The organism is Paenibacillus sp. TSM33, assembly GCF_056099025.1.
The window spans coordinates 254673-276304 of the sequence record NZ_JBLZXB010000017.1; the positions used below are offsets into that span (position 1 = coordinate 254673).

20 protein-coding genes and 1 riboswitch are annotated in these 21632 nt (G+C 45.2%); of the genes, 5 read left to right on the top strand and 15 right to left on the bottom strand.

The genetic code is table 11. The annotated features are described in order from the left end of the window. Positions 1 to 52 precede the first annotated feature (52 nt). Positions 53 to 286, top strand: a complete 234-nt coding sequence (locus ACN6NF_RS13000) for a helix-turn-helix transcriptional regulator (RefSeq protein WP_474318087.1) — start codon at positions 53 to 55, stop codon at positions 284 to 286. A 194-nt stretch (positions 287 to 480) separates the two neighbouring features. On the opposite strand, the gene ACN6NF_RS13005 is transcribed toward ACN6NF_RS13000, so the two are convergent. The 5 genes from ACN6NF_RS13005 to ACN6NF_RS13025 form a co-directional block, all read right to left on the bottom strand. Next, positions 481 to 1236, bottom strand: a complete 756-nt coding sequence (locus ACN6NF_RS13005) for a DUF4247 domain-containing protein (RefSeq protein WP_474318088.1) — start codon at positions 1234 to 1236, stop codon at positions 481 to 483. Positions 1237 to 1249: 13 nt separating this feature from the next. Beyond that, a complete protein-coding gene (locus tag ACN6NF_RS13010) occupies positions 1250 to 1756 on the bottom strand; it encodes a DUF4178 domain-containing protein (protein ID WP_017427734.1) in 507 nt (168 codons plus the stop codon). 24 nt (positions 1757 to 1780) lie between these two features. Next, the gene (locus tag ACN6NF_RS13015) at positions 1781 to 2188 is read right to left on the bottom strand and encodes a DUF350 domain-containing protein (protein WP_013371429.1); all 408 of its coding nucleotides are present in this window, start codon (positions 2186 to 2188) and stop codon (positions 1781 to 1783) included. Between the two features lie 129 nt (positions 2189 to 2317). After that, the gene (locus ACN6NF_RS13020; RefSeq protein WP_474318089.1) at positions 2318 to 2986 is read right to left on the bottom strand and encodes a PspA/IM30 family protein; all 669 of its coding nucleotides are present in this window, start codon (positions 2984 to 2986) and stop codon (positions 2318 to 2320) included. Between the two features lie 86 nt (positions 2987 to 3072). Next, positions 3073 to 4095: an NADH:flavin oxidoreductase/NADH oxidase gene (locus ACN6NF_RS13025; protein ID WP_474318090.1), complete on the bottom strand. Its 1023-nt coding sequence runs from the start codon at positions 4093 to 4095 to the stop codon at positions 3073 to 3075. A gap of 302 nt (positions 4096 to 4397) precedes the next feature. Between ACN6NF_RS13025 and ACN6NF_RS13030 the strand changes: the two genes are divergently transcribed. Beyond that, positions 4398 to 5204 (top strand): polysaccharide deacetylase family protein, encoded by an 807-nt coding sequence (locus ACN6NF_RS13030; RefSeq protein WP_474318091.1) that lies wholly within the window; start codon positions 4398 to 4400, stop codon positions 5202 to 5204. Positions 5205 to 5405: 201 nt separating this feature from the next. On the opposite strand, the gene ACN6NF_RS13035 is transcribed toward ACN6NF_RS13030, so the two are convergent. The 3 genes from ACN6NF_RS13035 to ACN6NF_RS13045 all read right to left on the bottom strand — a co-directional run bounded on the left by ACN6NF_RS13035 (position 5406) and on the right by ACN6NF_RS13045 (position 8665). After that, positions 5406 to 6074 (bottom strand): 3D domain-containing protein, encoded by a 669-nt coding sequence (locus ACN6NF_RS13035; protein WP_474318092.1) that lies wholly within the window; start codon positions 6072 to 6074, stop codon positions 5406 to 5408. A 6-nt stretch (positions 6075 to 6080) separates the two neighbouring features. Next, positions 6081 to 6249, bottom strand: a riboswitch (cyclic di-AMP (ydaO/yuaA leader). A 243-nt stretch (positions 6250 to 6492) separates the two neighbouring features. After that, the gene (locus tag ACN6NF_RS13040) at positions 6493 to 7215 is read right to left on the bottom strand and encodes an amino acid ABC transporter ATP-binding protein (protein WP_013371435.1); all 723 of its coding nucleotides are present in this window, start codon (positions 7213 to 7215) and stop codon (positions 6493 to 6495) included. Then, positions 7202 to 8665 (bottom strand): ABC transporter substrate-binding protein/permease, encoded by a 1464-nt coding sequence (locus tag ACN6NF_RS13045; RefSeq protein ID WP_474318093.1) that lies wholly within the window; start codon positions 8663 to 8665, stop codon positions 7202 to 7204. Before ACN6NF_RS13045 ends, ACN6NF_RS13040 begins: the two co-directional genes overlap by 14 nt. Positions 8666 to 8814: 149 nt before the next feature. On the opposite strand from ACN6NF_RS13045, the gene ACN6NF_RS13050 reads away from it, so the two are divergent. After that, positions 8815 to 9993 (top strand): M20 family metallopeptidase, encoded by a 1179-nt coding sequence (locus ACN6NF_RS13050; protein ID WP_474318094.1) that lies wholly within the window; start codon positions 8815 to 8817, stop codon positions 9991 to 9993. A 38-nt stretch (positions 9994 to 10031) separates the two neighbouring features. Further along, positions 10032 to 11102 (top strand): glycine-rich domain-containing protein, encoded by a 1071-nt coding sequence (locus tag ACN6NF_RS13055; RefSeq protein ID WP_165080695.1) that lies wholly within the window; start codon positions 10032 to 10034, stop codon positions 11100 to 11102. Between the two features lie 84 nt (positions 11103 to 11186). Here the strand turns inward: ACN6NF_RS13055 and glgA are convergent, their stop codons facing one another. Together glgA and glgB are read right to left on the bottom strand one after the other, a co-directional pair. Next, positions 11187 to 12629 (bottom strand): glycogen synthase GlgA, encoded by a 1443-nt coding sequence (glgA, locus tag ACN6NF_RS13060; RefSeq protein ID WP_474318095.1) that lies wholly within the window; start codon positions 12627 to 12629, stop codon positions 11187 to 11189. Positions 12630 to 12650: 21 nt separating this feature from the next. Beyond that, positions 12651 to 14576 (bottom strand): 1,4-alpha-glucan branching protein GlgB, encoded by a 1926-nt coding sequence (gene glgB / locus ACN6NF_RS13065; RefSeq protein ID WP_474318096.1) that lies wholly within the window; start codon positions 14574 to 14576, stop codon positions 12651 to 12653. A 235-nt stretch (positions 14577 to 14811) separates the two neighbouring features. Here glgB and ACN6NF_RS13070 point away from each other — a divergent pair, with 235 nt between their 5' ends. Continuing rightward, positions 14812 to 16038, top strand: a complete 1227-nt coding sequence (locus tag ACN6NF_RS13070) for a glucose-1-phosphate adenylyltransferase (protein WP_165080700.1) — start codon at positions 14812 to 14814, stop codon at positions 16036 to 16038. 79 nt (positions 16039 to 16117) lie between these two features. On the opposite strand, the gene ACN6NF_RS13075 is transcribed toward ACN6NF_RS13070, so the two are convergent. The 5 genes from ACN6NF_RS13075 to ACN6NF_RS13095 all read right to left on the bottom strand — a co-directional run bounded on the left by ACN6NF_RS13075 (position 16118) and on the right by ACN6NF_RS13095 (position 21540). Beyond that, the gene (locus ACN6NF_RS13075) at positions 16118 to 17548 is read right to left on the bottom strand and encodes a sensor histidine kinase (RefSeq protein WP_165081196.1); all 1431 of its coding nucleotides are present in this window, start codon (positions 17546 to 17548) and stop codon (positions 16118 to 16120) included. Then, a complete protein-coding gene (locus ACN6NF_RS13080; RefSeq protein ID WP_016820715.1) occupies positions 17545 to 18243 on the bottom strand; it encodes a response regulator transcription factor in 699 nt (232 codons plus the stop codon). Before ACN6NF_RS13080 ends, ACN6NF_RS13075 begins: the two co-directional genes overlap by 4 nt. A 1-nt stretch (position 18244) precedes the next feature. Further along, complete coding sequence (locus ACN6NF_RS13085; protein WP_165080702.1) at positions 18245 to 19579, bottom strand: hypothetical protein; 1335 nt, start codon at positions 19577 to 19579, stop codon at positions 18245 to 18247. Further along, complete coding sequence (locus ACN6NF_RS13090; RefSeq protein WP_025365016.1) at positions 19576 to 20301, bottom strand: phosphonate ABC transporter ATP-binding protein; 726 nt, start codon at positions 20299 to 20301, stop codon at positions 19576 to 19578. The genes ACN6NF_RS13085 and ACN6NF_RS13090 overlap by 4 nt, the downstream gene beginning before the upstream one ends. A gap of 81 nt (positions 20302 to 20382) precedes the next feature. Beyond that, positions 20383 to 21540, bottom strand: coding sequence for an MFS transporter (locus ACN6NF_RS13095; RefSeq protein ID WP_039276071.1), 1158 nt, complete (start codon positions 21538 to 21540; stop codon positions 20383 to 20385). Positions 21541 to 21632: the final 92 nt, after the last annotated feature.

Here is a 21632-nt window from a genome sequence, read left to right on the forward strand (position 1 = left end):
TTTTTTCGATATCAAGGTTATAATCTACTTAATTTGGGGTGGAGGGATTATAATGGCTTTAAGTGACAATTTTAAAAAATTACGTATAAAATATCATTTGACTCAACAAGAGCTTGCTGAGATCGCTGGGGTTACCAATAAAGCAATTTCAGCTTGGGAGAGCGGACTTTCTGAACCACGGATGGGTGCTATAGAAAAGATAGCCCGTCATCTCCATATCAAAAAAAGCAATATCATTGAAGAAGATGGCATTGAGCGCATAAGCCCTGATCGCAGGTCAAAGTAGACAGCAATAAAATCGAAGTGAGGGAGCATCCATTCATTTTACATTAGTAAATGTTAAACAACAAAAAAAGGAACTGTGCAAGACAGTTCCACAGTTCCGCAAACAACTTTAGATGCAAATAGTATAGATGAAAAAGAAACGGCGAAGTACATAACTACATTTTGGCATCTCCCGCAGCACGATAGAATTACCTATTATCGTCGACTTCGCCGGCTAATTTTACCTGAGCCGCTGCGTGTTTTAGGCTTACTATAAGATTTGCGCGGCGAATCAAATATGCTGGAACCACCGCTGCTGCCTCGGTCACGTGAAATCGAGCCTCTACTCGGTGAACTGCTGGAGCCTCTATCGAATATACTTCCGCTTGATCCAACGCTGGAATCTGAATTTTTTCCTCTACGGGTAACTGAACCTTTTCGTTCCACCGTTATCGGCGGGATCGCTTTTTTCTCCTGTGCTGTTGGAGCACGATATTGCCCTTGTGAAGGTCGGTATACATCTCTGCTTGAATAACCTCGATAGGAGCCAGACCCCCGCAACGAATCGAACAGAGCATCCAGCACAGTTGCAGTTAAGTATCCTTTTAGAAAGCTGGAACTGTAATTTTGCTCGACATACTTTTTACTGTCGATTTCAATGAGCGTATCTTCCTTCTTAGCTGGATCTTGCTGCAAATGGTACCATTCATCGCTATATACCAGAAACATCCGCTCATTGCTCTGAGGCGATATTTGTTCCGGTGTACGCTGTTCTTTCAATTCCTCCGCTACTTCAGGAACTGTTTTGCCTGCCGCCCGATACACGTACGAGGTCGAGTTTCCGCTACCACTAACGGATTCCAGCGGATACGTATCTTTCACATTTGGCGCGCCGCAGCCGCTTAGCACGGATACGAACAAGCTCAGCGCCACAATGACCTTTAATGCATATTGCCAGGTGCGTTTGCCCATGTGTAACCCTCTCCTAGCTAGCCCGAATAACCTTGACGTCTCCGGTAATCACTTCTTCTCCTTCATAAAGCATAAAGCGACCGTCCTGCCACTCTACCCGCAGTAGATGGTAATCATCAGACTGGTACTGCCAAACATGTTGCTCTCCACCCTGCCGGAAAGGAGCACGGCCCATAACAGTAACATGCCCAAAATACTGTTCTTCCAAATGATACGTTGTATCATCCAGCTCTAAAATGGTCGGTACTTCCTCGGGGTTGTCTAGTCTGCCATCGATGGCCTGATATAGTCCGAATTGCAGTGTTTCCCGTTCCTCAATATGAAGATAACTCACCTGATTACCATCCTGAAGCGTCAAAACAACGGCATTCCGAGCACGATTATGTACACGACCTACCACTTCATAGGTGACAAGCGACACTTCACAAATATCACCAGGATTTAAGTGAAGCATGCTTTTTTCCGCTTTCGGCGGTTCAGGCTTGGCAAATAGATTTGAAATTCGTTTCCATACACTCATGGTCATATTCCCTCCTTACTTTGCCTAGAAGCATGCTGTAATGATCAAGGCACCAACCAAATGCAGCGCTCCTGAGAACAAGCCGAAACCAATTTTACCTTCCTGCGTACCTTTATCCAGATCAAACTGTGCCCAATACCGCAACAGCAGACGCACAATCACTTCCAGAACAAGCAAGATGATAAAGGCAATTACAGAATACACAAGCGCTTCAAGCAAATTATTAGCTGTGGCAATTGAACCTGATAAAATATATCCTTGTGCAATCAGCTTCATAATCATCCGTACCGTTACAGCCATATTTCCGGCTTTTACTTCGGCAAAATCCTTATACTTTGTAAATAAAGAATCGACATACATTAATACGAACAGCAAAATAGCACCCGCACCTGTCCATACCAGCATCGCTTTCATCGTTTCTAAAAAATGCATTTAGTACCATCCTCCACATCTTCTTGACTACATATATTCATTTACGCCTCCAGGCAGGGAAAAGCGAAGGAGAAAACGTTTCTCCTTCGCTTACTGAACCATCACACTAGCGGCAATGCTTTTAAGTTCTTATTTGTTTTCGTATTGTTTCAGCAAAGCAGCAAGTTCGTCGTCCACAGCACTTTTCTTATCCAGCTCTTTAAACTCTTCATCCAGCGATTTTTCCTTGGAAGCCATCTCGTTGCTCGCTTCAGCACGTGCTTCTGCTTGCAGCATTTTTTCCTCCATACGCTTCAATCCAGCGTTTGCCGTATCCGAGCTAAAACCGTTCATCGCTTTGTTAATTTCAGTTTGCGCTTTAGCTGCGTTATAACGGGCAACCAGTGTCTCGCGCTTGTTTTTCATTTCAGTCAGCTGTCTACGCATTTCATCCAGCTTACCACGCAGGTTGTCAGCTGCAGCTTTGTTTTGCTCATAACCAGCTTGGAACTCGTTCATTTTTTGTTCGGCAGATTTCTTTTCTTCTAGCGCACGACGAGCAAGATCAACATTTTGTGCTTTTGCAGCCGTATGAGCCTGTTCTTCGCGTTTTTTCACCAAAGCTGCCTGCTCTTCGTATTGCTGTTTAAATCTCTTTTCAATAGCAATTTGAGCAGCTACCGCTTTCTCTGCGTCTTCCAGGTCCTCTTGCATATCACGAATGTATTGATCCGTCATTTTAACTGGATCTTCTGCCTTGTCGATAATGGCGTTAATGTTAGACATCGTAAGATCTCTTAATCGTTTGAAAATAGACATGTGAAGTTCCTCCTAGAATTGAATGCTTAAATTTTAAGCTCTGTACACATGTTTACGCAAGCTTTGCAAAGAGGTTTCAAAAATATCTAAAAACCGCGTAAATAAGGCTCTGGAATATCCGCCTGTACTTTTAGCGCTCGTGACGCATGGAGCGCCCAGTAGGGATCACGCAACATGGCACGCCCTATGGCTACCAGATCAGCTTCATTCTGCTGAACGACTCGGCGGGCATCCTCATAATCATCCAATAAGCCGACAGCAATGACAGGCACATTCAGTTTTTCACGGATAGCATGAGCCAAATCCACCTGATAACCAGCACGCGCAGACGGGCCTCCGCTGGAGCCAATCGGACCCTCACCACCAGAAGAAATATGGAAAATGTCCACACCCGCATCACGATATCGTTCCCCTATGGCTGCTATGTATTCAACATCATATCCGTCTCGGACATATTCTTTGGCAGATATCCGCATTAGCACAGGCATATCAGCTGGAAGTACATCTTTAACAGCATGTATCACCTCAACACCAAACAGTGACAAATCCTGCCCATACTCATCTTCTCTGTTATTTGTTAAAGGGGAATGAAATTGATGGATCAGATAGCCGTGAGCGCCATGAATCTCCACCGTGTCAAACCCAGCTTCTATTGCCCGGCGCGCTCCCTCTTTGTAGGCCTGAACCAGTTCCTTGACTTCTCCTCTCGTCAAAGCGTGCGGCTCTTTAAATCGTTCACTAAAGGGGATCGAGGATGGGCCTACAGGTGGCTCAGCATCTTCAGCCTTTCGTCCGGCATGGCCTAATTGAATGGCAATTTTAGCACCATACTTGTGGACTTCCTCTACAATTTTACGATAAGCAGGAATATGTTCGTCACTCCAAATGCCTAAATCGCGGTCCGTAATGCGCCCATCCGGATGAACCGCTGTCATTTCCACAATTATGAGCCCAGTCCCTCCTACCGCACGACTCACATAATGGACATGATGCCAATCCGTCGGTTTGCCGTCCTTGGCCTCCACGCTGTATTGGCACATTGGGGGCATGACAATCCGATTTCTTAAGGAAAGCCCCTTTAATTGATAAGGAGTAAACAAGTCGGTCACTTTTATCCATCCTTCCCTCAATTCCAAGTCTGTATCATTATGAATAGCATCCCCATTATACACCAGCTGTCACGGTATACCGAATCCTTTGTAAGGCTAAAACTTGCGAAAATGCTTCAGTTTTCGGTCATGTTTAAGAGAATATGTCCGTTTACTTCGTCATCTTCACAGATATCCGCTTCATGATGTGCTTCTCTTCAGTCGTGTAGGGCTTCACTCAATCACCAGCATAATTTTAATAGGACAGGTACATAATAGCTGAGAGCACCACTAGGTACCACGCACGGAAAGGGGGAATATAAATGCGGTACAGGGGAGTGTTGCCATGTTTAGCACTGTTACTAGCATTTTCAAGTTTTCCCGTTCACGCGGATACGTCTCCCAACATCGGAACGCCCCATCCCAAGGAAGCTGCTGCCGCTACTTCGGTATATCAAAGTAAAGATCGAGCTGTTCCAACATTAGCAATGCTACGAAAAAAGCATGCGGACATTTTTAAAATGTGCGGCCCGCACACCCGCCAAATTGCCTTAACCTTTGATGATGTGCCCGATTCAAGGTATACGCCGCAGGTTTTGGACGTATTACACGCAAACGGTATCAAAGCTACCTTTTTTATCGTCGGCCATCGTGCGGAAAAGCATCCGGGGATCATACGCCGCATCATCCGCGAGGGTCATGCTATAGGAAACCATTCCTATACTCATCCGGATTTCAGGAAGGCCACACCAGAACGCTTTCGCCACCAGATTACTAAAACAGAACGCATTTTAGAAGCCAGCGCAGGTTTTCGACCCAGATTGATACGACCACCCTATGGTGAAATCACGGAGCCTCAAATCCAGTGGGCACGTCGTCATGGGTACATGATCGTTAATTGGAATGTGGACTCTCTAGACTGGAAGGGATTAAGCAAAACACAGATTCAGCGCAACGTGATCCCGGCTACCGGACCTGGCTCCATAATTTTAATGCATGCAGGTGGAGGTCAAAGTTCCAACTTGCAAGGTACTGTCCAAGCTTTGCCGGGTCTAATCCACTCTTTAAAAGCTAAGGGCTACAAGTTTGTCACAGTCCCCCGGCTACTTCACACATCGGAACGAAAATAACAGTATGTCTAAGCCTCGTATATACCAACAACGTAAAAAGGCTGCCTTAACGAGCAGAATGTTTCTGCTTGTAAGACAGCCTTTTTTTTACGATAAACGACTAGACCTGATAAGAAGTCGTCCCAGTTATATGTTGTGTGCTATAATATTAAGTTTACATAATATTTATTATGTTTAATGAAATCAAACATATGCACACTGCTATTTATCAATGACGTACAGTTTCACATTTTGGAAACCGAAATCGTTCACGAATGATTTGTTGCCAGGGATAAAGATATCAATCCGCTTTCCGGTAATAGCGCTGCCCTGATCACGGGCAACGGCCACAAAAGAATGGTCTGGCAAGCCCGGATGGGAATAGCCTGTAACTAGCACCTTTGTTCCCATAGGAATGACTTTCGGGTCTACCGCAATTGTACCTAGTTTAAGCGGATTGCCGTAGTAATCGACTGCACCCCATTTGCCATTTTCATCAGCTGCGGCTGAATATGCTGTTGCTTTAACATCAACTACTTTACTGTAATTGAACGTTTTGCCCCATGCTTCAATTGTAGGTCTCTCATTCGCTGGTGCTTTCTCCGTAAGAAGCTGTGGCTTCGAATCCGAAGCCGCCTTCACACTTTTTTCGTCTGGAACTTTAATTTGCAGACCTGCATATATGTTGTTGGACGCAATATCAGGGTTAGCCTTCGTCAACTCATCTACCGATACCCCATAACGTTGAGCAAGCAAAAAGAAGGTATCGCCTTCTTTGGCAGTATGAAGCGAAGCAGCATCTGTTACTCCAGCTGTCTGGGCCAGTCCTGCAATAGCTGCGGCAAGTACCGCAAATTTCATGGTTTTTCCAATATGTTTTAAATGTTTCAAAGCTATGTACCTCCTCTGTTATGCCTGCGAAGTTAGCTGTCGGATTCGGACTCAGGAGAAGCCCTATGCTTGTGCAATTCACCCCTAGGCATATTCCACAACATCTTATGACGCATTGGAATAATTGCCGTTGTTACGTCCCCCGCACTTCCCATGGTTTGAGCCCAGCATTGAGCATTTGTTATCATTGCTGCTGCTCCGGTAAGTTTTGGCTTACTGCATAATATCACAATTTTGTAACCTTATCTGCATGAAAATGTTGGGAACCTTGAACATCATACTATACTCATTACAATTTTGTCATCAAAAATCGGTTTTTTGTTACGAAAATATGGAGATATGGTGACAAAAAGAGAAAAGCCCTCCGTGAAACATTATCACGAGAAGGGCTTTGTTAATATTTCATAAAAGCATTTTCTTACAGCACTTTAGCAAGAAAATCACGGGTACGGTCATGGCTTGGAGTACCGAAAACTTGCTCAGGCGTACCTTGTTCTATAATTTGACCGTTGTCCATAAAGATGATTCGATCCCCTACCTCACGGGCAAAGCCCATTTCATGCGTCACGATCACCATCGTCATGCCGCCCTCAGCGAGCTTCTTCATCACGTCCAGAACCTCTCCAACCATTTCAGGGTCAAGGGCAGAAGTAGGCTCATCGAACAGCATTACATGCGGCTGCATGGCCAAAGCACGTGCTATCGCAATACGTTGTTTTTGACCGCCAGATAACTGGTTCGGGTAGGTATTCTTCTTATCCTCAAGACCCACGGTCCGCAGGAGCTCCAGCGCAATTTTCTCCGCTTCTTTCCCCGACTGCTTTTTCACCTGCGTTGGTGCAAGCGTCAGATTCTGCAGTATTGTTTTATGCGGAAACAGATTAAAATGCTGGAAAACCATCCCCATCTTCTCCCGAGTCGCATTGATATTATGACCACGGGCCGTAATCGGCTCACCCTCAAACAAGATTTCCCCTTCTGTTGGCTGTTCCAACAGATTCATACAACGTAAAAACGTACTTTTCCCCGAACCACTCGGGCCGATAATGACGACAACTTCACCTTTGGCGATATCTATATCAATGCCTTTTAAAATTTCATTCTTACCGAATGATTTACGCAGTTGTTTAACGGTGATCACTGGCTCTCAACTTCCTTTCCCATAAACCCAACAGCTTAGATAAGCTGAATGTCATTACAAAATAAATAGCGGCTGCGATTACGAACGGACTCAAGCCTTCGTAGGTAATATTCTTAATGACCTGGGCTTGATACATAATATCCACCATCCCAATGGTCGAAATAATAGAAGATTCTTTAATGATCGTAATGAACTCATTACCAATAGCAGGCAATATAGATTTAAATGCTTGCGGTAAAATGACGTGTCGCATCGCTTTGCCTCGTCCCATCCCGAGCGAGCGGGCAGCTTCCATCTGTCCACGGTCTACGGCCTGAATACCAGCACGGAAAATTTCAGCTAAATATGCCGAACTATTCAGAGACAATGTAATTATACCGGACTGGAGTGGCGTAAAATTAACACCCAACGTCAAAGCAACTCCGTAATGAATGATCATAAGCTGCACCAGCATAGGTGTGCCGCGCAGTATCTCTACATATGCGGTACCTAGCCACTCGATAATACGAATACCACTCATCCGCAGCAAGGATATGATCAGGCCAATAATGAACCCGAACAGTACTCCGAGCGCAGACAGCAATAGGGTGTAGCCGATACCCGTAGCGTAAAAACTGCGATATTTCAAAAATATATCTACAATGCTATTCGAAGAAACTTGTCGGTCTGCAGACAGTGCACTCGCTTCTGTAGAAAACTTCTCAATCGAACCGTCCGCTTTCAGGCGAGCCAACGTTTTATTTACTGAAGCAAGCAATTCCGCATTTCCTTTACGGATGCCTACAGCAGTTTCTGCTCCTTCATCCTCAGGTACTGCCTTGGCAAGTGTTACGGTACCATCTAGCGTGTAACCTTTAGCAACGGTATCTTCGATTACAACCGCGTTGATACGCTTGGTCCGAAGCTGGAGTACCAGATCGGATATTTTATCCAATGAGGTTACAGAAGCATTAGGCACTTTTTGCGCAATTTCTTCCTGGATACTCCCCTTCTGCGCACCGAGCTTCTCTCCTTTTAGAGCAGCCATCGTTGAATATTTGTCTTTATCCTCTGGGCGTACCATAATGACTTGCTTGGAACGATAGTATACATCCGAAAAATCAATGCTCTTTCTGCGTTCATCCGTCGGTGTCATACCGGACAGTACCAAGTCTACGCGACCACTTTGCAGAGCAGGCAGCAAAGAGTCAAAACTCATGTCCTCTGGAACCATCTCCGCATCCAGATCCTTTGCAATTTCCTTGGCAATTTCAACATCAAACCCAACAATAGTATCCTGACCGTTAATAACCTTATGAAACTCATACGGCGGAAAATCAGCACTCATGCCCACTACAAGTTTTTTCTGTGGCTTTTCTTCCGATCCGTATGCAGTGAGCATGGGAAGGCCAGCCAACAGCAAGATAACCGCCGACAAAACCAGGGCGGTAAAACGATATGCCTTTTTCAATCTTTTTTTCTCTCCTTAAATTCTTTATAATAAATAAGATTGTGTCATTATAAATGAATATGCATGATTATGCAATGAATGTTATAGTACAATTTTAGTATATTTATTCGCAGTACCTACATTACAGCATCTATAAAGGAGTTTTCAGCATGAATTTTAAACAGACCATTCAACACACCATTGAACAGCATGCCGAGCGGTTTAAGGACATTTCGTTATATATTGGCGCAAACCCTGAACTTGGAAACGAGGAATTCCTGGCCTCTGCCCGTTTAAAAGAAGAACTTGCTTTTCACGGATTTGAGGTTCAGGCACCCGTACTGGGTATAGAAACAGCCTTTATTGCTACTTACAAAGCAGCAAAGCCAGGGCCGGTCGTTGCTTTTTTGGCAGAGTACGATGCCCTGAAAGGTCTAGGACACGCCTGTGGGCACCATTTGATATGTATGATGAGTACAGGCGCTGCCGTAGGTCTCAAATCGATTATCGACGAGACTGGTGGAGAAGTACGTGTATACGGCACACCTGCCGAAGAAACACGCGGTGCAAAGGTTCCGATGGCGGCGGCCGGGTTGTTTGATGATTGCGACATAGCTATGATGACACATCCCTTTGACCGCTACGAAAAATCAGGCAAATCGCTAGCGATTGATGCTGTGCAGTTCGAATTTTTTGGTCAATCCGCTCACGCTGCGGCCAGTCCGCACGAAGGGATTAATGCTTTGGACGCTGTGATTCAAACGTTTAACGGGATTAACGCATTTCGGCAACAGGTGAAAAGTACGGTACGTATCCATGGCATCATTAATCAGGGTGGGCAGGCTGCCAATATTATTCCTGATTACGCCTCAGCCCAATTTTACGTGAGGGCCGCGACACGCCAGGAACTGAACCCGCTTACCCGTCGTGTTATTCAAATTGCTGAAGGAGCTGCTTTACAAGCCGGGTGTCGTTTGGAAACATCCAATTATGAGACTTCTTACGATGAAATGGTGACTAACCGTGTTCTCTCCGATACCTTTACTGCAAATTTGGTGCAGGCTGGCATTGCGCAAGAAGATATTACGGAAGGCGAAGATCATGGCTCAATGGATATCGGAAATGTATCACTTCATTGCCCTGCAATCCACCCGTACATTCAAGTTATTGACGAGAAGCATGCCTTGCATACACCAGAATTCCGCGATTTGGCAATGCAGGACCGCGCAATGGAAGGAATGCTCTTGGCGGCGAGGACCTTGGCATGGACGGCTTGCGATGTAATCACAAATTCTGAACTGCTGGCACAGATTAAAAAAGAATTCGCTCAGCTGAATAGCAAAAGCTAAATTCGGAGATCCGTCTTCTGGTAGAAAGGAGTGCCCTCATGAATAGTATGAGTAGCTTTTGGACGTTGTTTATTGTGGTTGACCTCATCATTCTTTGGTTTATATTCCGTGCTATACGCAGGAATCGTGGAAACAGAAGTACGCGGCGCCGGAATGCATTTTTCCTTAGCTCCCCCTCTCCTTCGTCACTTACGCAGGAGCGTCATCGAGAGATTACGGAGCTGAAGCAACTGTTGGAGCGATCCATTCCAGCCTCCTATGCTCATAACGTAAAGCAACGTGTCATGGAAGCCCACCCTAGCCTGACTGAACAAGAATATGATTGGCGTTGGCATGAGCTAAAGCGATACTTCATGCTATGCGCCATTATGAATCGGGTGCCTATGTTCAGTAGTGATGTGGATGAACTATGGCACGAAATGTTAATGTTTACGCGCGAATACCAGCAGTTTTCGGATGCTTTTTTTGGTCGTATGCTTCACCATGCACCCCATTCGGGCGGCTCTCAGCCGATGCCAGAGGAGCGGGCGTGGTTTGACTGGTTATATGTCGAATGCTTTGGCTGGAATCGCTATAGCGCCAGTTTGTGGGGAACTTTTTTTAATCATCCATTACCGAACGATGAGCTTTCACACTATTACAAAATGACAGCTTCAGCGCAACCACTAGGTGACCGATGGAATATACGTGAGAATATGGGCATTTCAGAGCAGACACAACAAGCGGTTCATAAGATAGTCCAACACCTTCGTGAGCGAGTAAATAAAGCTGTAGATGATCCTGAGGGCAAGCAACTCCCCAAGGTCAACTATTTGCAGGTTGACTATCTGCTCTTAGCTGTTGTGTGGTATTCATGGTATCGGCCTGATGAATTTGCCATACACATGCACCCAGATTCCACCAGCAGTGCCGCACTAGCCAGCTCATCCGGCTGTAGCTCCGCAAGCGGCTGCTCGAACTGGGATACACACCACTCGCACCATCATTCCTCCCATGACAGTTCTCATAGTGGAGGCTCTTCTCACCACGATTCAGGCGATTCCGGGAGTCATTCCTCATGTAGCAGCGGATCTTCGTGTGGAAGCAGTTGTGGGGGCGGGGGCGACTGACCGCAGCAAAAAAGGGAATTCCTCAGCCGGACACTGGCTAAAGGCATTCCCTTTTTTAATAGCACAAAATGATATCCTACCTGTTTAATCGGTCTTTACTAACGAACGGTAAATATCCATATACGCCTCGGCCGATACATCCCAACTGTACTCTCCTGCAAAGGCCGTCTGTGTAAGCTTGTTCCAATGCTCAGGTTGGCGATAGTAATGAACAGCACGACGAATGGTATGCAGCATGTCATGTGCATTGTAGTTCGTGAAACTAAAACCGTTTCCTTCACCTGTGAGTTCATTGTAAGCCTGCACAGTATCGTTCAGCCCTCCAGTTTCTCGCACTATGGGAATACTTCCATAACGAAGCGCCAGCAGTTGACTAATCCCACAAGGTTCAAACTTCGATGGCATAAGATACATGTCACTTGCCGCATATATTTTTCGTGACAGTGGCTCGCTAAAAGCAAGCTGGGACGACATTTTCAGAGGATATCGTCCTGCCGCTTCCCGGAACCAGTGCTCAAAAGCCGGGTCCCCTGTTCCCAGCACGACAAACTGGATATCGTCATAATACAAGATTTCGTCAAGCACTCTCGTAACCAGATCCAGCCCCTTCATATCCACAAGTCTAGTTACCATTGCAATCAAAGGTGCGTCCGGACGCACCGGCAGACCTAGCTCCTTTTGCAGGGCAATTTTATTTTCCTTTTTCTTTGCCAGACTTGTGCGGTACTTCGTATAAATACGATTGTCTGTGGCAGGATTGTAGCTTTGGGTATCAATTCCGTTCACAATCCCCGTTAAGCGTCCCTGCTGTCCTAATTTACGAAGTAGTCCCTCTAGTCCGTATCCGTAGAATTCAGTTTGAATCTCCTCTGCATAGGTTGGACTCACGGTTGTGACATGATCCGAGTAAGTAAGCCCACCTTTCATAAAATTAAGTCTGCCATAATACTCCACACCCTCGGAAGTAAAATAGCTTCCATCCAAGTTAAGTAGCTCCGTTAAGACCTCATATGGAAAATCACCCTGATACAACAGATTATGTATCGTAAACACCGTGCGAATATCGTTGTAAAAGGGCAAATGTTGATAATTAGCATTCAGAAGCAGGGGAACCATCGCCGTATGCCAGTCATGACAATGCACAATATCCGGCCGAAAATTCAGTTCAGGCAGCACTTCCAAAATCGCCCGGTTGAAGAAGGAGAAGCGTTCGCCATCATCCATATAACCGTAAATGCCGTCACGACCGAAGTAATATTCATTATCTATAAAATAAACTCTAATCCCGTCCAACGTCAGCTCCTCTACTCCACAATACTGATCACGCCAGCCTACAGCTACATGCTTGACCGTTACCGGACGCAGAGACTTCTTATAGGTATCAGGAATGCCCGCATATTTAGGTAAGATAATTCGGACGTCGCATCCTGCCTGATGAAGTGCCTTTGGCAGTGCGCCAATAACATCAGCCAACCCGCCTGTTTTAATAAATGGATGTGCTTCTGCTGCCGCAAACAAAATGTTCATATGTGCTTCCTCCTTATGTGGTTAATCTGCTTTTTTAGACCTACGTGGTGGTGTCTTCTTGAGTATAACGATGCTTAGAGGTGGAATCGTCACCTCCAAGCTGTGAAGCTGGCCGTGGTAAGGGATTTTGGAAGTACGTATCACCCCTGAGTTGAGCTGACCCCTTCCCCCAAAGTCCTTATGATCGCTGTTCAGTAATTCCATATAGCTTCCTGCCTTTTGCAGCCCAATTCGATAATTTTCTCTTTGCACAGGCTGAAAATTAATGAGGACAACCAGCGTATCCCCCGTTTTTTTGCCTTTACGTAAATACGTAATCACACTCTGCCCACGGTCTTCAGCTTCAATCCATTGATAGCCGTCCCACGAATGGTCCAATTCCCATAATGCCTTCTCCTGAAGATATAAATGATTCAGTGCTTTCGCATATGCGTGCAGAGACCGATGACTGTCATAGTCCAGCAAAAACCAGTCAAGCTGATCCTCATCCTTCCACTCAATAAATTGACCAAATTCCCCTCCCATGAATAAAAGCTTTTTACCTGGTGAGGTCATTTGGTAGCCAAGAAGCGCCCGTAGCCCGGCAAATTTTTGTTCATAGGTGCCCGGCATTTTATCAAGCAGCGACTTTTTACCATGAACAACCTCATCATGTGACAATGGCAGTGTAAAATTTTCGCTGTACGCATAGGCTATGGGAAATGTCAGCAAATTATGGCGATCGGGTCGTTGATCAAACGCTGATTCCATATAATCAAGTGTATCGTTCATCCAACCCATATTCCATTTGTAATTAAAACCGAGCCCTCCATCGCTTACTGGGGAGGTCACCATCGGCCAAGCGCTGGACTCCTCTGCCATCATGAGTGCGTATGGATAATAGCGGAATACCGTCTCATTCAGCTGTTGAAGGAAGGCGATAGCCTCCTCATTTTCAATCCCTCCCTTGGAGTTGAGACAATATTGTCCTTCCTGCTTTTCAAAATCCAGTCGTAGCATACTCGTCACTGCATCCACACGCAGGCCATCAATATGATACACATCCATCCAGAACAATGCATTGGAGATCAAAAAAGAACGTACTTCTGGCTTGCTATAATCGAACGTTAGCGTTCCCCAGCCAGGCTTTTCCGCAATTAGCGGGTCCGCGTATTCGAACAGTGGCGATCCGTCAAATCGTCTCAAACCATGAGCATCCTTGGCAAAATGAGCCGGAACCCAATCCATAATCACTCCAATTCCCGCCTGATGGCAACGATCCACCAAATACATAAAATCATGTGGTTCACCATAACGGCTTGTGAGTGCAAAATACCCGGTGAGTTGGTAGCCCCAGGAAAGATCATACGGATGCTCACTCAGCGGCATCAGCTCAATATGTGTATACCCCATATCAGTTACATAAGGCACAAGAAGCTCAGCCATCTCCCTGTATGTATAAAACGTACCATCTGCTTTTTGCTTCCAAGTGCCTAGATGAAGCTCGTATATATGTAGAGGTTTACCATAAGGTGCTCTACGTTTGCGGCGCCAAGCTGCATCGTTCCAAACATAACCATCCAGTGAAGCTACCACTGAAGCTGTAGCTGGTCTCACTTCAGCACGTACGGCATAAGGATCGGCTTTCAGAAATCGTTCACCATTTGGACCTGTAATATCGTATTTGTAAAATGTTCCTTGGGATATCCCCGGAAAAAAACGACTCCAAAATCCGGATTTGGGAACCCTATATAAGGAATCCTGTTCCCCATTCCAGTTGTTGCGATCTGTAGCAAGCCCGACATGGAGAGCATGAGGAGCCCAGACCGTAAAACGAACGCCCTGTTCTCCGTTCTCCACAGTAAGGTGGGAACCCAAAGATCGGTAGCTGTGATAAAGCGTTCCTTCATGAAACAAATAAATATCTTCCGATGATATAGTCTGTTGCGGAAGAGTTTGGTCTGTCATCACGTCACCACCCTTTTATGTTTGTAAGTAAAAATGTATGAATCGGTAATGCATTCGCTTTTGGGTCAAAGCTGACTTGAGTTATTACCCCATTCTAGCCACAATGAACAGAAAAATGACTAGGAAAAAAATAAACCTTAGTTTTTGGGGAATCTTATATACCTGATGGTTCAAGAGTACCCCATACCGTTTATGTATGTACTACAACAGACAACTAAACCGGGAGGGAAACGAAATGTTTAATAAAGAATGCATTGCCATGCTGCTGGCAGGCGGAGAGGGACGCCGTCTTGCTCCCCTTACTTCAACGATTGCAAAACCCGCCGTACCTTTTGGCGGTCATTACCGGATTATCGATTTTCCTCTCAGTAATTGCGTAAATTCAAACATTGATACTGTAGGTGTACTGACGCAATATGAGGCGGAATCCTTGCACGAACATATTGGGGATGGGACTCCATGGGGACTTACAAAAACGGATGACAAAGGAATTACCCTGCTTCCATCTTATAATACAGGTAACGCTGAATACTTAGGAACGGCAGATGCTATTCATAAGAATATCGAATATATTGACAGCCAAAATCCAGAGCACGTGCTTATTTTATCCGGTGATCATATTTACTATATGAATTATCGCGAAATGCTGAACTACCATAAGGAAAAAGGAGCTGCGGCAACTATTTCTGTTATGGAGGTTCCTTGGGATGAAGCACACCGTTTTGGTGTTATGAGCGCCGATGAGGATCTGCGCGTCACTGAATTTGCAGAAAAGCCGGAGAAACCCGAAAGTAATTTGGCATCTATGGGGATTTATCTTTTCAAATGGGATTACTTAAGAAATTACCTGTTGGAAGACGCACAGGATCCTCAATCTAGTCATGATTTTGGCAAGGATATCATTCCTAAAATGCTGGCGGACCAAGAATCTCTATACGTTTATGAATTCCAGGGTTACTGGAAAGACGTAGGTACAGTTAAAAGCCTATGGGACTCCCACATGGACCTGCTGCAAGAAAATTGCGCGATTGACCTTCAGCGTCAAGACTGGCCGATGTATACGCGTGAACGCCGGACAAGGCTGAGCGCGCAAAAGGTGCTTGGTGGTAAAATGCAGTCATTGGATAGCCTCCTCCATGATTCCTGCCAAGTCGAAGGCCAAATTGAGCGCTCCGTAGTGTTTAGTGGCGTCGAGGTGGGAAAAGGCTCAACCATTAAGGAAAGTATCGTTATGCCTGACACACGTATTGGGCGCAACGTGCATATTGAGCACGCAATTATCGGTGAAGGTGCTGTGATTCGTGACGGCGCTATAATTAAAGGTAATCCGAGCGAAATTATGGTTATCGGCCCCAACGAAACAGTATTTGGGAAAATGGCAGTACGGCCGCAAACTACACGTATGCTAAAAGAAGTGTATGAGCGTAATACACGCTTGCGCGCAGAAGGCTTTACTTCATAACTCTCCCTAAAATTTCAAACAGCCAGCCCTCCAATAAGTGAGGACTGGCTGTTTTTATCATTATCTCTTACAATTGACTTTAAATTTGCCCTTCTGAGAGTTGTGGTGATTCCGGGGATGGCTCTGCTTGCAGAGCAGGCAATGAAACCGTAATGGTCGTTCCAGCTCCCAATTCACTTCTGATGAGCATCTGACCGTGATGACGCTCAACAAATTGTTGCGAGATTGCCAATCCCAGACCCGTTCCCCCATTTTGGTGGTCTACCTGGAAAAAGCGATCTCTTACTCTGGCAAGGTTTTCTTCACTAATCCCAATCCCTGTGTCCTGTACCGATATCTCGATATTGCCCTTAGTACGTTGAAGAGACAGATAAATAATCGAACTTTCATGCGAAAACTTGATAGCATTATCTACAATGTTCAAAAATACCTGCTTCAGACGGTTACCGTCTCCATGAACAAGATATGTCGTTTCCTCCGAATCCAATTGGAGCTTAATCTGCTTCATTTCTGCCTTAGCCCATACATTCAGCATAATTTCCTGCAAAAGCTCTCGAAGATCAACTGTTCCCATCACGAGCTTCATGGCATTTTGTTCCAGTTTAGAAAAATCGAGAATTTCCTCCACCAAACCGATCAGCCGATCCGTTTCCTTGGAAATAATCTGCATCCCGATCTTCGTTTCTTCCGGGTCATACCCACCAGAATTTAACGTTTCACTCCAGCCCTTAATGGAAGTAAGCGGAGTACGCAGTTCATGAGAAATGGATGAAATAAAATCATCCTTGATTTGATTTGTTCTGACAATCTCTTGTGCCATGTAGTTCAACGTCGATGCCAGTTCACCCAGTTCATAGCGATAATCGCCTTTGATACGTGCATCAAATCGACCCTGGGCCATCTGAGCAGATACATCACGAATATTGTTAATCGGTCTGACAATGGAATTGGCAAGCCCCGTGCTCACTACAAATACAATAATCAGTACAGCCGCCATGATTCCGACCGAAAATAATGTAATGATAAATAACTTGTCATTTACTAATTCCAGCGAAGTCGTATACCGGATAATATACACCTGATCCCCGACGATATTGTCCAGTTTTTGAGATACCGCCATTACCTGTTGTCCCGTACTCGGTTGCTTTCCGATCCATTTGCCTGTATCTCCAGCTAAGGCTTGTGTCACATCACTGGTTTGCACACTTAGATCTGCAGCAAAATTTGTCGAGTTATCAATTACATTCCCCTGTTCATCCAGCAATTGTAGTTCAGTGTTGGGCAGAGAAAATGTATCCAACAAATACGATTGTAATGATTGCTCCGGCTCTTTAAATTTGGATGCAAATTCACTTACCGATTGGATACGGTTCTCGATCTTTTTATAAATGGTGTCATAATAATACGACCGGAGTGCAAACATAAAAATGACCTCTACTAACAGAAGCGCCAAGAACACTACGAAAAAATAGTGAAGCACAATCTGTCGGCGAATCCCCTTTTTGATCATTGAGACTGACCTTTCCATTTATATCCATGTCCCCACACAGTTTGTAAAAAAGCTGGCTCGGATGGATTGTTTTCAATTTTCTGCCGCAGACGTCGGATATTCACATCGACAATTTTCGGATCACCCATATATTCTTTGCCCCATACGTGGTCAAGTAGTACATCTCGGCTGAGCGGCGTATTTTCTTTCTCCAGAAAAAACTGAATCAGCGAAAACTCTGTCGGTGTCAGCTCGATCAGCTGTCCGTTTTTCTTAAATTGTTTAGCTATCAAATCCAGCGTAAACGGACCGGACTGGAATGACACCTTGGCTGCTGTTTCACGATGTACATTCACCCGACGCAATAACGATTGAATACGTGCAATCAGCTCTGTCGGGCTGAAAGGCTTGCTCACATGATCATCAGCCCCTACAGACAAGGCATACACTTTATCCTGTTCCTGAACCTTGGCTGTTAGAAAGATAATGCCAATACGCTCATTCGTTTCCCGAATTCTCCGACAAACCTCAAAACCATCCATCCCAGGCACCATCACGTCAAGCAGCGCGATATCAATATCCCGCACCGTGTTCAAAATATTCAGAGCCTCATGCCCATCTGCCGCCTCCAGCACCTCAAAACCGTTACGTTTCAAGTTAATAACGATAAAGCTACGGATCGATTCCTCGTCTTCCATGATTAAAACTTTACTCACTCTATTCTACCTGCCTTTCCCCCATCTTGTTTTTAATGGTTTTACGTGGTTCCAGCTCGCTGGATCGCTTGATACCAACTACCTGTGCGTTCGTTCGCCACAATTGGCTATAGCCTTCATTGTTTCGCTCCCATTGTGACAATGAGAAAAATTTAATTTCCGCTATCGTTTTGTCTGTATCATCCAAAATAAACCGCAAATAGCTGTCTTTCCTTGAAACCTTCGGATCAATAGTCACCTTGCCGTGTAACTCTTTTGGCAGCCTGAAATAGACCTGTTCATTAGAATCACGATACTGCTGCTGTTTGAAAATCGTTCCTTTGACCCCATCCCACTGATAGAACGATACAAAATACGGAACTTCATCCAGCGGCCTGTTGCTCCAGCCTTTAGGCTTCTCTAAATTCCCAAATTCGAGAATACCGTCACCATCCACATCACCACTGGCGATGGTGGCATCCTTAAAGGTAACATCCATAAGATTGAGCTTTCTGAGTTTGCCGTGATCCATCACGATAACATTAGATACTGTAGTCGTCTGGGCAATCTTTGTATCTATAATGATTCCCTGCCTACCCTGAGCTACCTTACCAGCGACGACATTGTAGACACCTAGAGCCTGACTATCCAATTCCAACGATCCGATTTCCTTAAAGGTCCCTCCGCTGAACTGGAATGTTTTGACGGTAAAAAATTCATTACGACGGAGCAAGATAATCGTTAAGTCATTCAGATTGTCCCCGTTCAAATCCATCTTCTTATGGTTAAAATCGTCTACAACGAAGTCCGTATAGCCTGTTGCATATATTTTTTCTAACGTTCCTCCAGTATAAGAGTATACGATAAGACCCTTCTGGTCCCCGTTCTCGCCACTGTCTCCGCTCGAAAAACCTGCTACAATATCAAGCGTACCGTCATTCGTTAAATCTACAAGCTTAAATGATTCCAACACCGTGCCTTCCCCATCAAATGTGAGCTTCTTTACCCACGTTCCTCCTTGATCTTCAAACAAGGCACCATGTATTTTTACGCTCTCATCTGGTGTTTCATAAAAAAGCACCGCTTCGTCTATACCATCATTATTCAAATCTCCCGTCCGAATTGGCGTAGGATCATCCGGATCATTCGGCCTTAAAGGCTGTACCGCCCCTAATTGCGTATTTACTGCTCCATTCAGCTGTTGTTTCTCATCAGACATCGTTGGTGTCTGCATCAGCGAAATCGGATCGCTAATCACATTACAGCCGCTTAAAAATCCAGCAAGGAGCAGCAAGGAGCAGCAGCCAGCCACCATTTTCAACAGCATTATTCTCACTTCTCTTGCCGTCCCCTTCACAATTTGTTCTTTTCTGCCTGTGTCAATCGTCTTCCCTGGATATCAAACACCAGCTCGCCCTCATTCAGACCCCAGATTCGGGAAGCAAAACGTTCAGCCATTTCCAGCGGTAGTACAGTAATGATTGTTACTCGCTCGTCAGAACACAGCTTGCGAAAGGTTTCCAGTACATGCGCTGCTGAGGCAGGATCAAGTCCATTTACAGGCTCATCAGCTAAAATAACCTTAGCTCCGTGAACGAGAGCACGCGCAGTCGCTACCCGCTGACGTTCGCCGCCGCTGAGCTTGTCGCATTTATCATGCGCCTTATCCAACAGACCCAAATCCTCCAGAACGTCCATCGCTCCCATATAATCGTCAGAACGCACCATGCCAGTTACCATTCTCCACCAGGGGGTTTGACCCGATCTGCCAATGAGCACATTTTTAAGAGCGGTCCGATTCATATTAAGATGCGGATTTTGCTCCAGATATGCCCATTCCCGTTTTAATTTCATCTTGCCCGTCCACCCGGATTTCAGTACATCATTGCCTCCTACAATCAGACTGCCTTCTTCCCAAGGCTCCTGTAAAGCAAGACAGCGAAGAAGTGTTGTTTTACCGCTTCCGCTTGGCCCCACTATAGCAATGAATTCACCCTGATGAATTTCAGTATCAATCCCTCGAAGTAACGGGGTACGTTCAGGCCCCACTTGCTTGGTCAGCTTCCGAATTTTAATCATCTATGATTCCCCTTTGTCCGCCATCAATACATGTTTATATTTTATAGTAATTGTGAAACAAATACCATGCAAACCGCAGTTTTAAACAGCTGGTACTCTTATTCGGGAAAACAAACCTAACAATCCAAAAACAATGTAACTACCTCCAAGGACTAGAAACATGCTGCCTTGAGTTCCAATGTCCAGCAATCCTCCGCTAATATTAGGTCCGATCACACTTCCTAGATTAAAATGAAAGGATGCCAGCACATTCGCAGCCGCTAAAAATGATTTGGGCAACAGGTCAGCTGCATAGGCCAAACCAAGTGAGAAAAAGGAGCCTACCAATCCACCTGCGATGGTCAGCAATACCAAAGTGAACATAAAATGATTACCACTCCATGGTAGCAATATGAAGGTCAATCCTCCCGCTATACCTACGCTCATTAGCACCTTTTTACGTCCCCAACGGTCGCTTAATATACCTAAAGGCAGTTGCAGCACTAAGCCCCCCAAACTAACGAAAGGCAGCAAAGCAGCAATTTCATCGGTATGGAAGCCAATACGGAGGCCATAGACTGGAAAATTACTGTTCAGGCTCGCTTCCATATAACCGTAGAGAAATGCAGGCAACAGAGCGTACCATGCCCAGCTATAGCTGCGCCGGAATCTTTTTGCGGGACGCGCCTCAGTTTCCTGCTTCTCCGGTCTGGAGTCAGGTAGCTTGATTAACACCAGCAGCAACACAAGTAAGCACAAAAAAGCCAACGCAGCAAATGGAACCAGCATTCCATAATCGAGTAGCCATAATCCCAACGGGCCTAATGCAAAACCCAGACCGTAAGACATACCATAAAAGGAAATGTTGCGGCCTCGATTCTCTGGCGGAGTTACTAGCAATATCCACAACTGCGCAGAATAGTGCAGCGCACTGTCTCCAATACCTACGAGCAAGCGCAGTACAAACCAAATCCGAATATCAGGGATTAGCGGGAACAGCAGCAGCGTAATGAGCACAAGTACAAGACCACCAGCCATCAGCTTTTTGAACCCTAGCCATCCCAAAGTCCGTTCAGCCACCAGTGTCATTGCAAATGAACCAATGTACAGTGCAGCCGCGTTCATTCCGTTTAGCGAAGACGAAACCCCCATTTGTTCCAAAGAGATCGACAGAATAGGTAATAATAACCCTTGACATAATCCGGCAACAATAATAACTGCAATTAAGATAAAATAATGAACACGTAACGACGACGACATCCTCGCTCCTCCTGCTCGAACAAATAAATGATTAACATCATAAAATGAATGCTTAGAAATAATTTGCATTTGATACCATAAACAATAATAAT

Excerpts from the sequence above, each read along its gene's own strand:
- ACN6NF_RS13000 (WP_474318087.1), top strand. The coding sequence starts at position 53 with ATGGCTTTAAGTGACAATTTTAAAAAATTACGTATAAAATATCATTTG.
- ACN6NF_RS13005 (WP_474318088.1), bottom strand. The coding sequence starts at position 1,236 with ATGGGCAAACGCACCTGGCAATATGCATTAAAGGTCATTGTGGCGCTG.
- ACN6NF_RS13010 (WP_017427734.1), bottom strand. The coding sequence starts at position 1,756 with ATGAGTGTATGGAAACGAATTTCAAATCTATTTGCCAAGCCTGAACCG.
- ACN6NF_RS13015 (WP_013371429.1), bottom strand. The coding sequence starts at position 2,188 with ATGCATTTTTTAGAAACGATGAAAGCGATGCTGGTATGGACAGGTGCG.
- ACN6NF_RS13020 (WP_474318089.1), bottom strand. The coding sequence starts at position 2,986 with ATGTCTATTTTCAAACGATTAAGAGATCTTACGATGTCTAACATTAAC.
- ACN6NF_RS13030 (WP_474318091.1), top strand. The coding sequence starts at position 4,398 with ATGCGGTACAGGGGAGTGTTGCCATGTTTAGCACTGTTACTAGCATTT.
- ACN6NF_RS13050 (WP_474318094.1), top strand. The coding sequence starts at position 8,815 with ATGAATTTTAAACAGACCATTCAACACACCATTGAACAGCATGCCGAG.
- ACN6NF_RS13055 (WP_165080695.1), top strand. The coding sequence starts at position 10,032 with ATGAATAGTATGAGTAGCTTTTGGACGTTGTTTATTGTGGTTGACCTC.
- glgA (WP_474318095.1), bottom strand. The coding sequence starts at position 12,629 with ATGAACATTTTGTTTGCGGCAGCAGAAGCACATCCATTTATTAAAACA.
- glgB (WP_474318096.1), bottom strand. The coding sequence starts at position 14,576 with ATGACAGACCAAACTCTTCCGCAACAGACTATATCATCGGAAGATATT.
- ACN6NF_RS13070 (WP_165080700.1), top strand. The coding sequence starts at position 14,812 with ATGTTTAATAAAGAATGCATTGCCATGCTGCTGGCAGGCGGAGAGGGA.
- ACN6NF_RS13075 (WP_165081196.1), bottom strand. The coding sequence starts at position 17,548 with ATGATCAAAAAGGGGATTCGCCGACAGATTGTGCTTCACTATTTTTTC.
- ACN6NF_RS13090 (WP_025365016.1), bottom strand. The coding sequence starts at position 20,301 with ATGATTAAAATTCGGAAGCTGACCAAGCAAGTGGGGCCTGAACGTACC.
- ACN6NF_RS13095 (WP_039276071.1), bottom strand. The coding sequence starts at position 21,540 with ATGTCGTCGTCGTTACGTGTTCATTATTTTATCTTAATTGCAGTTATT.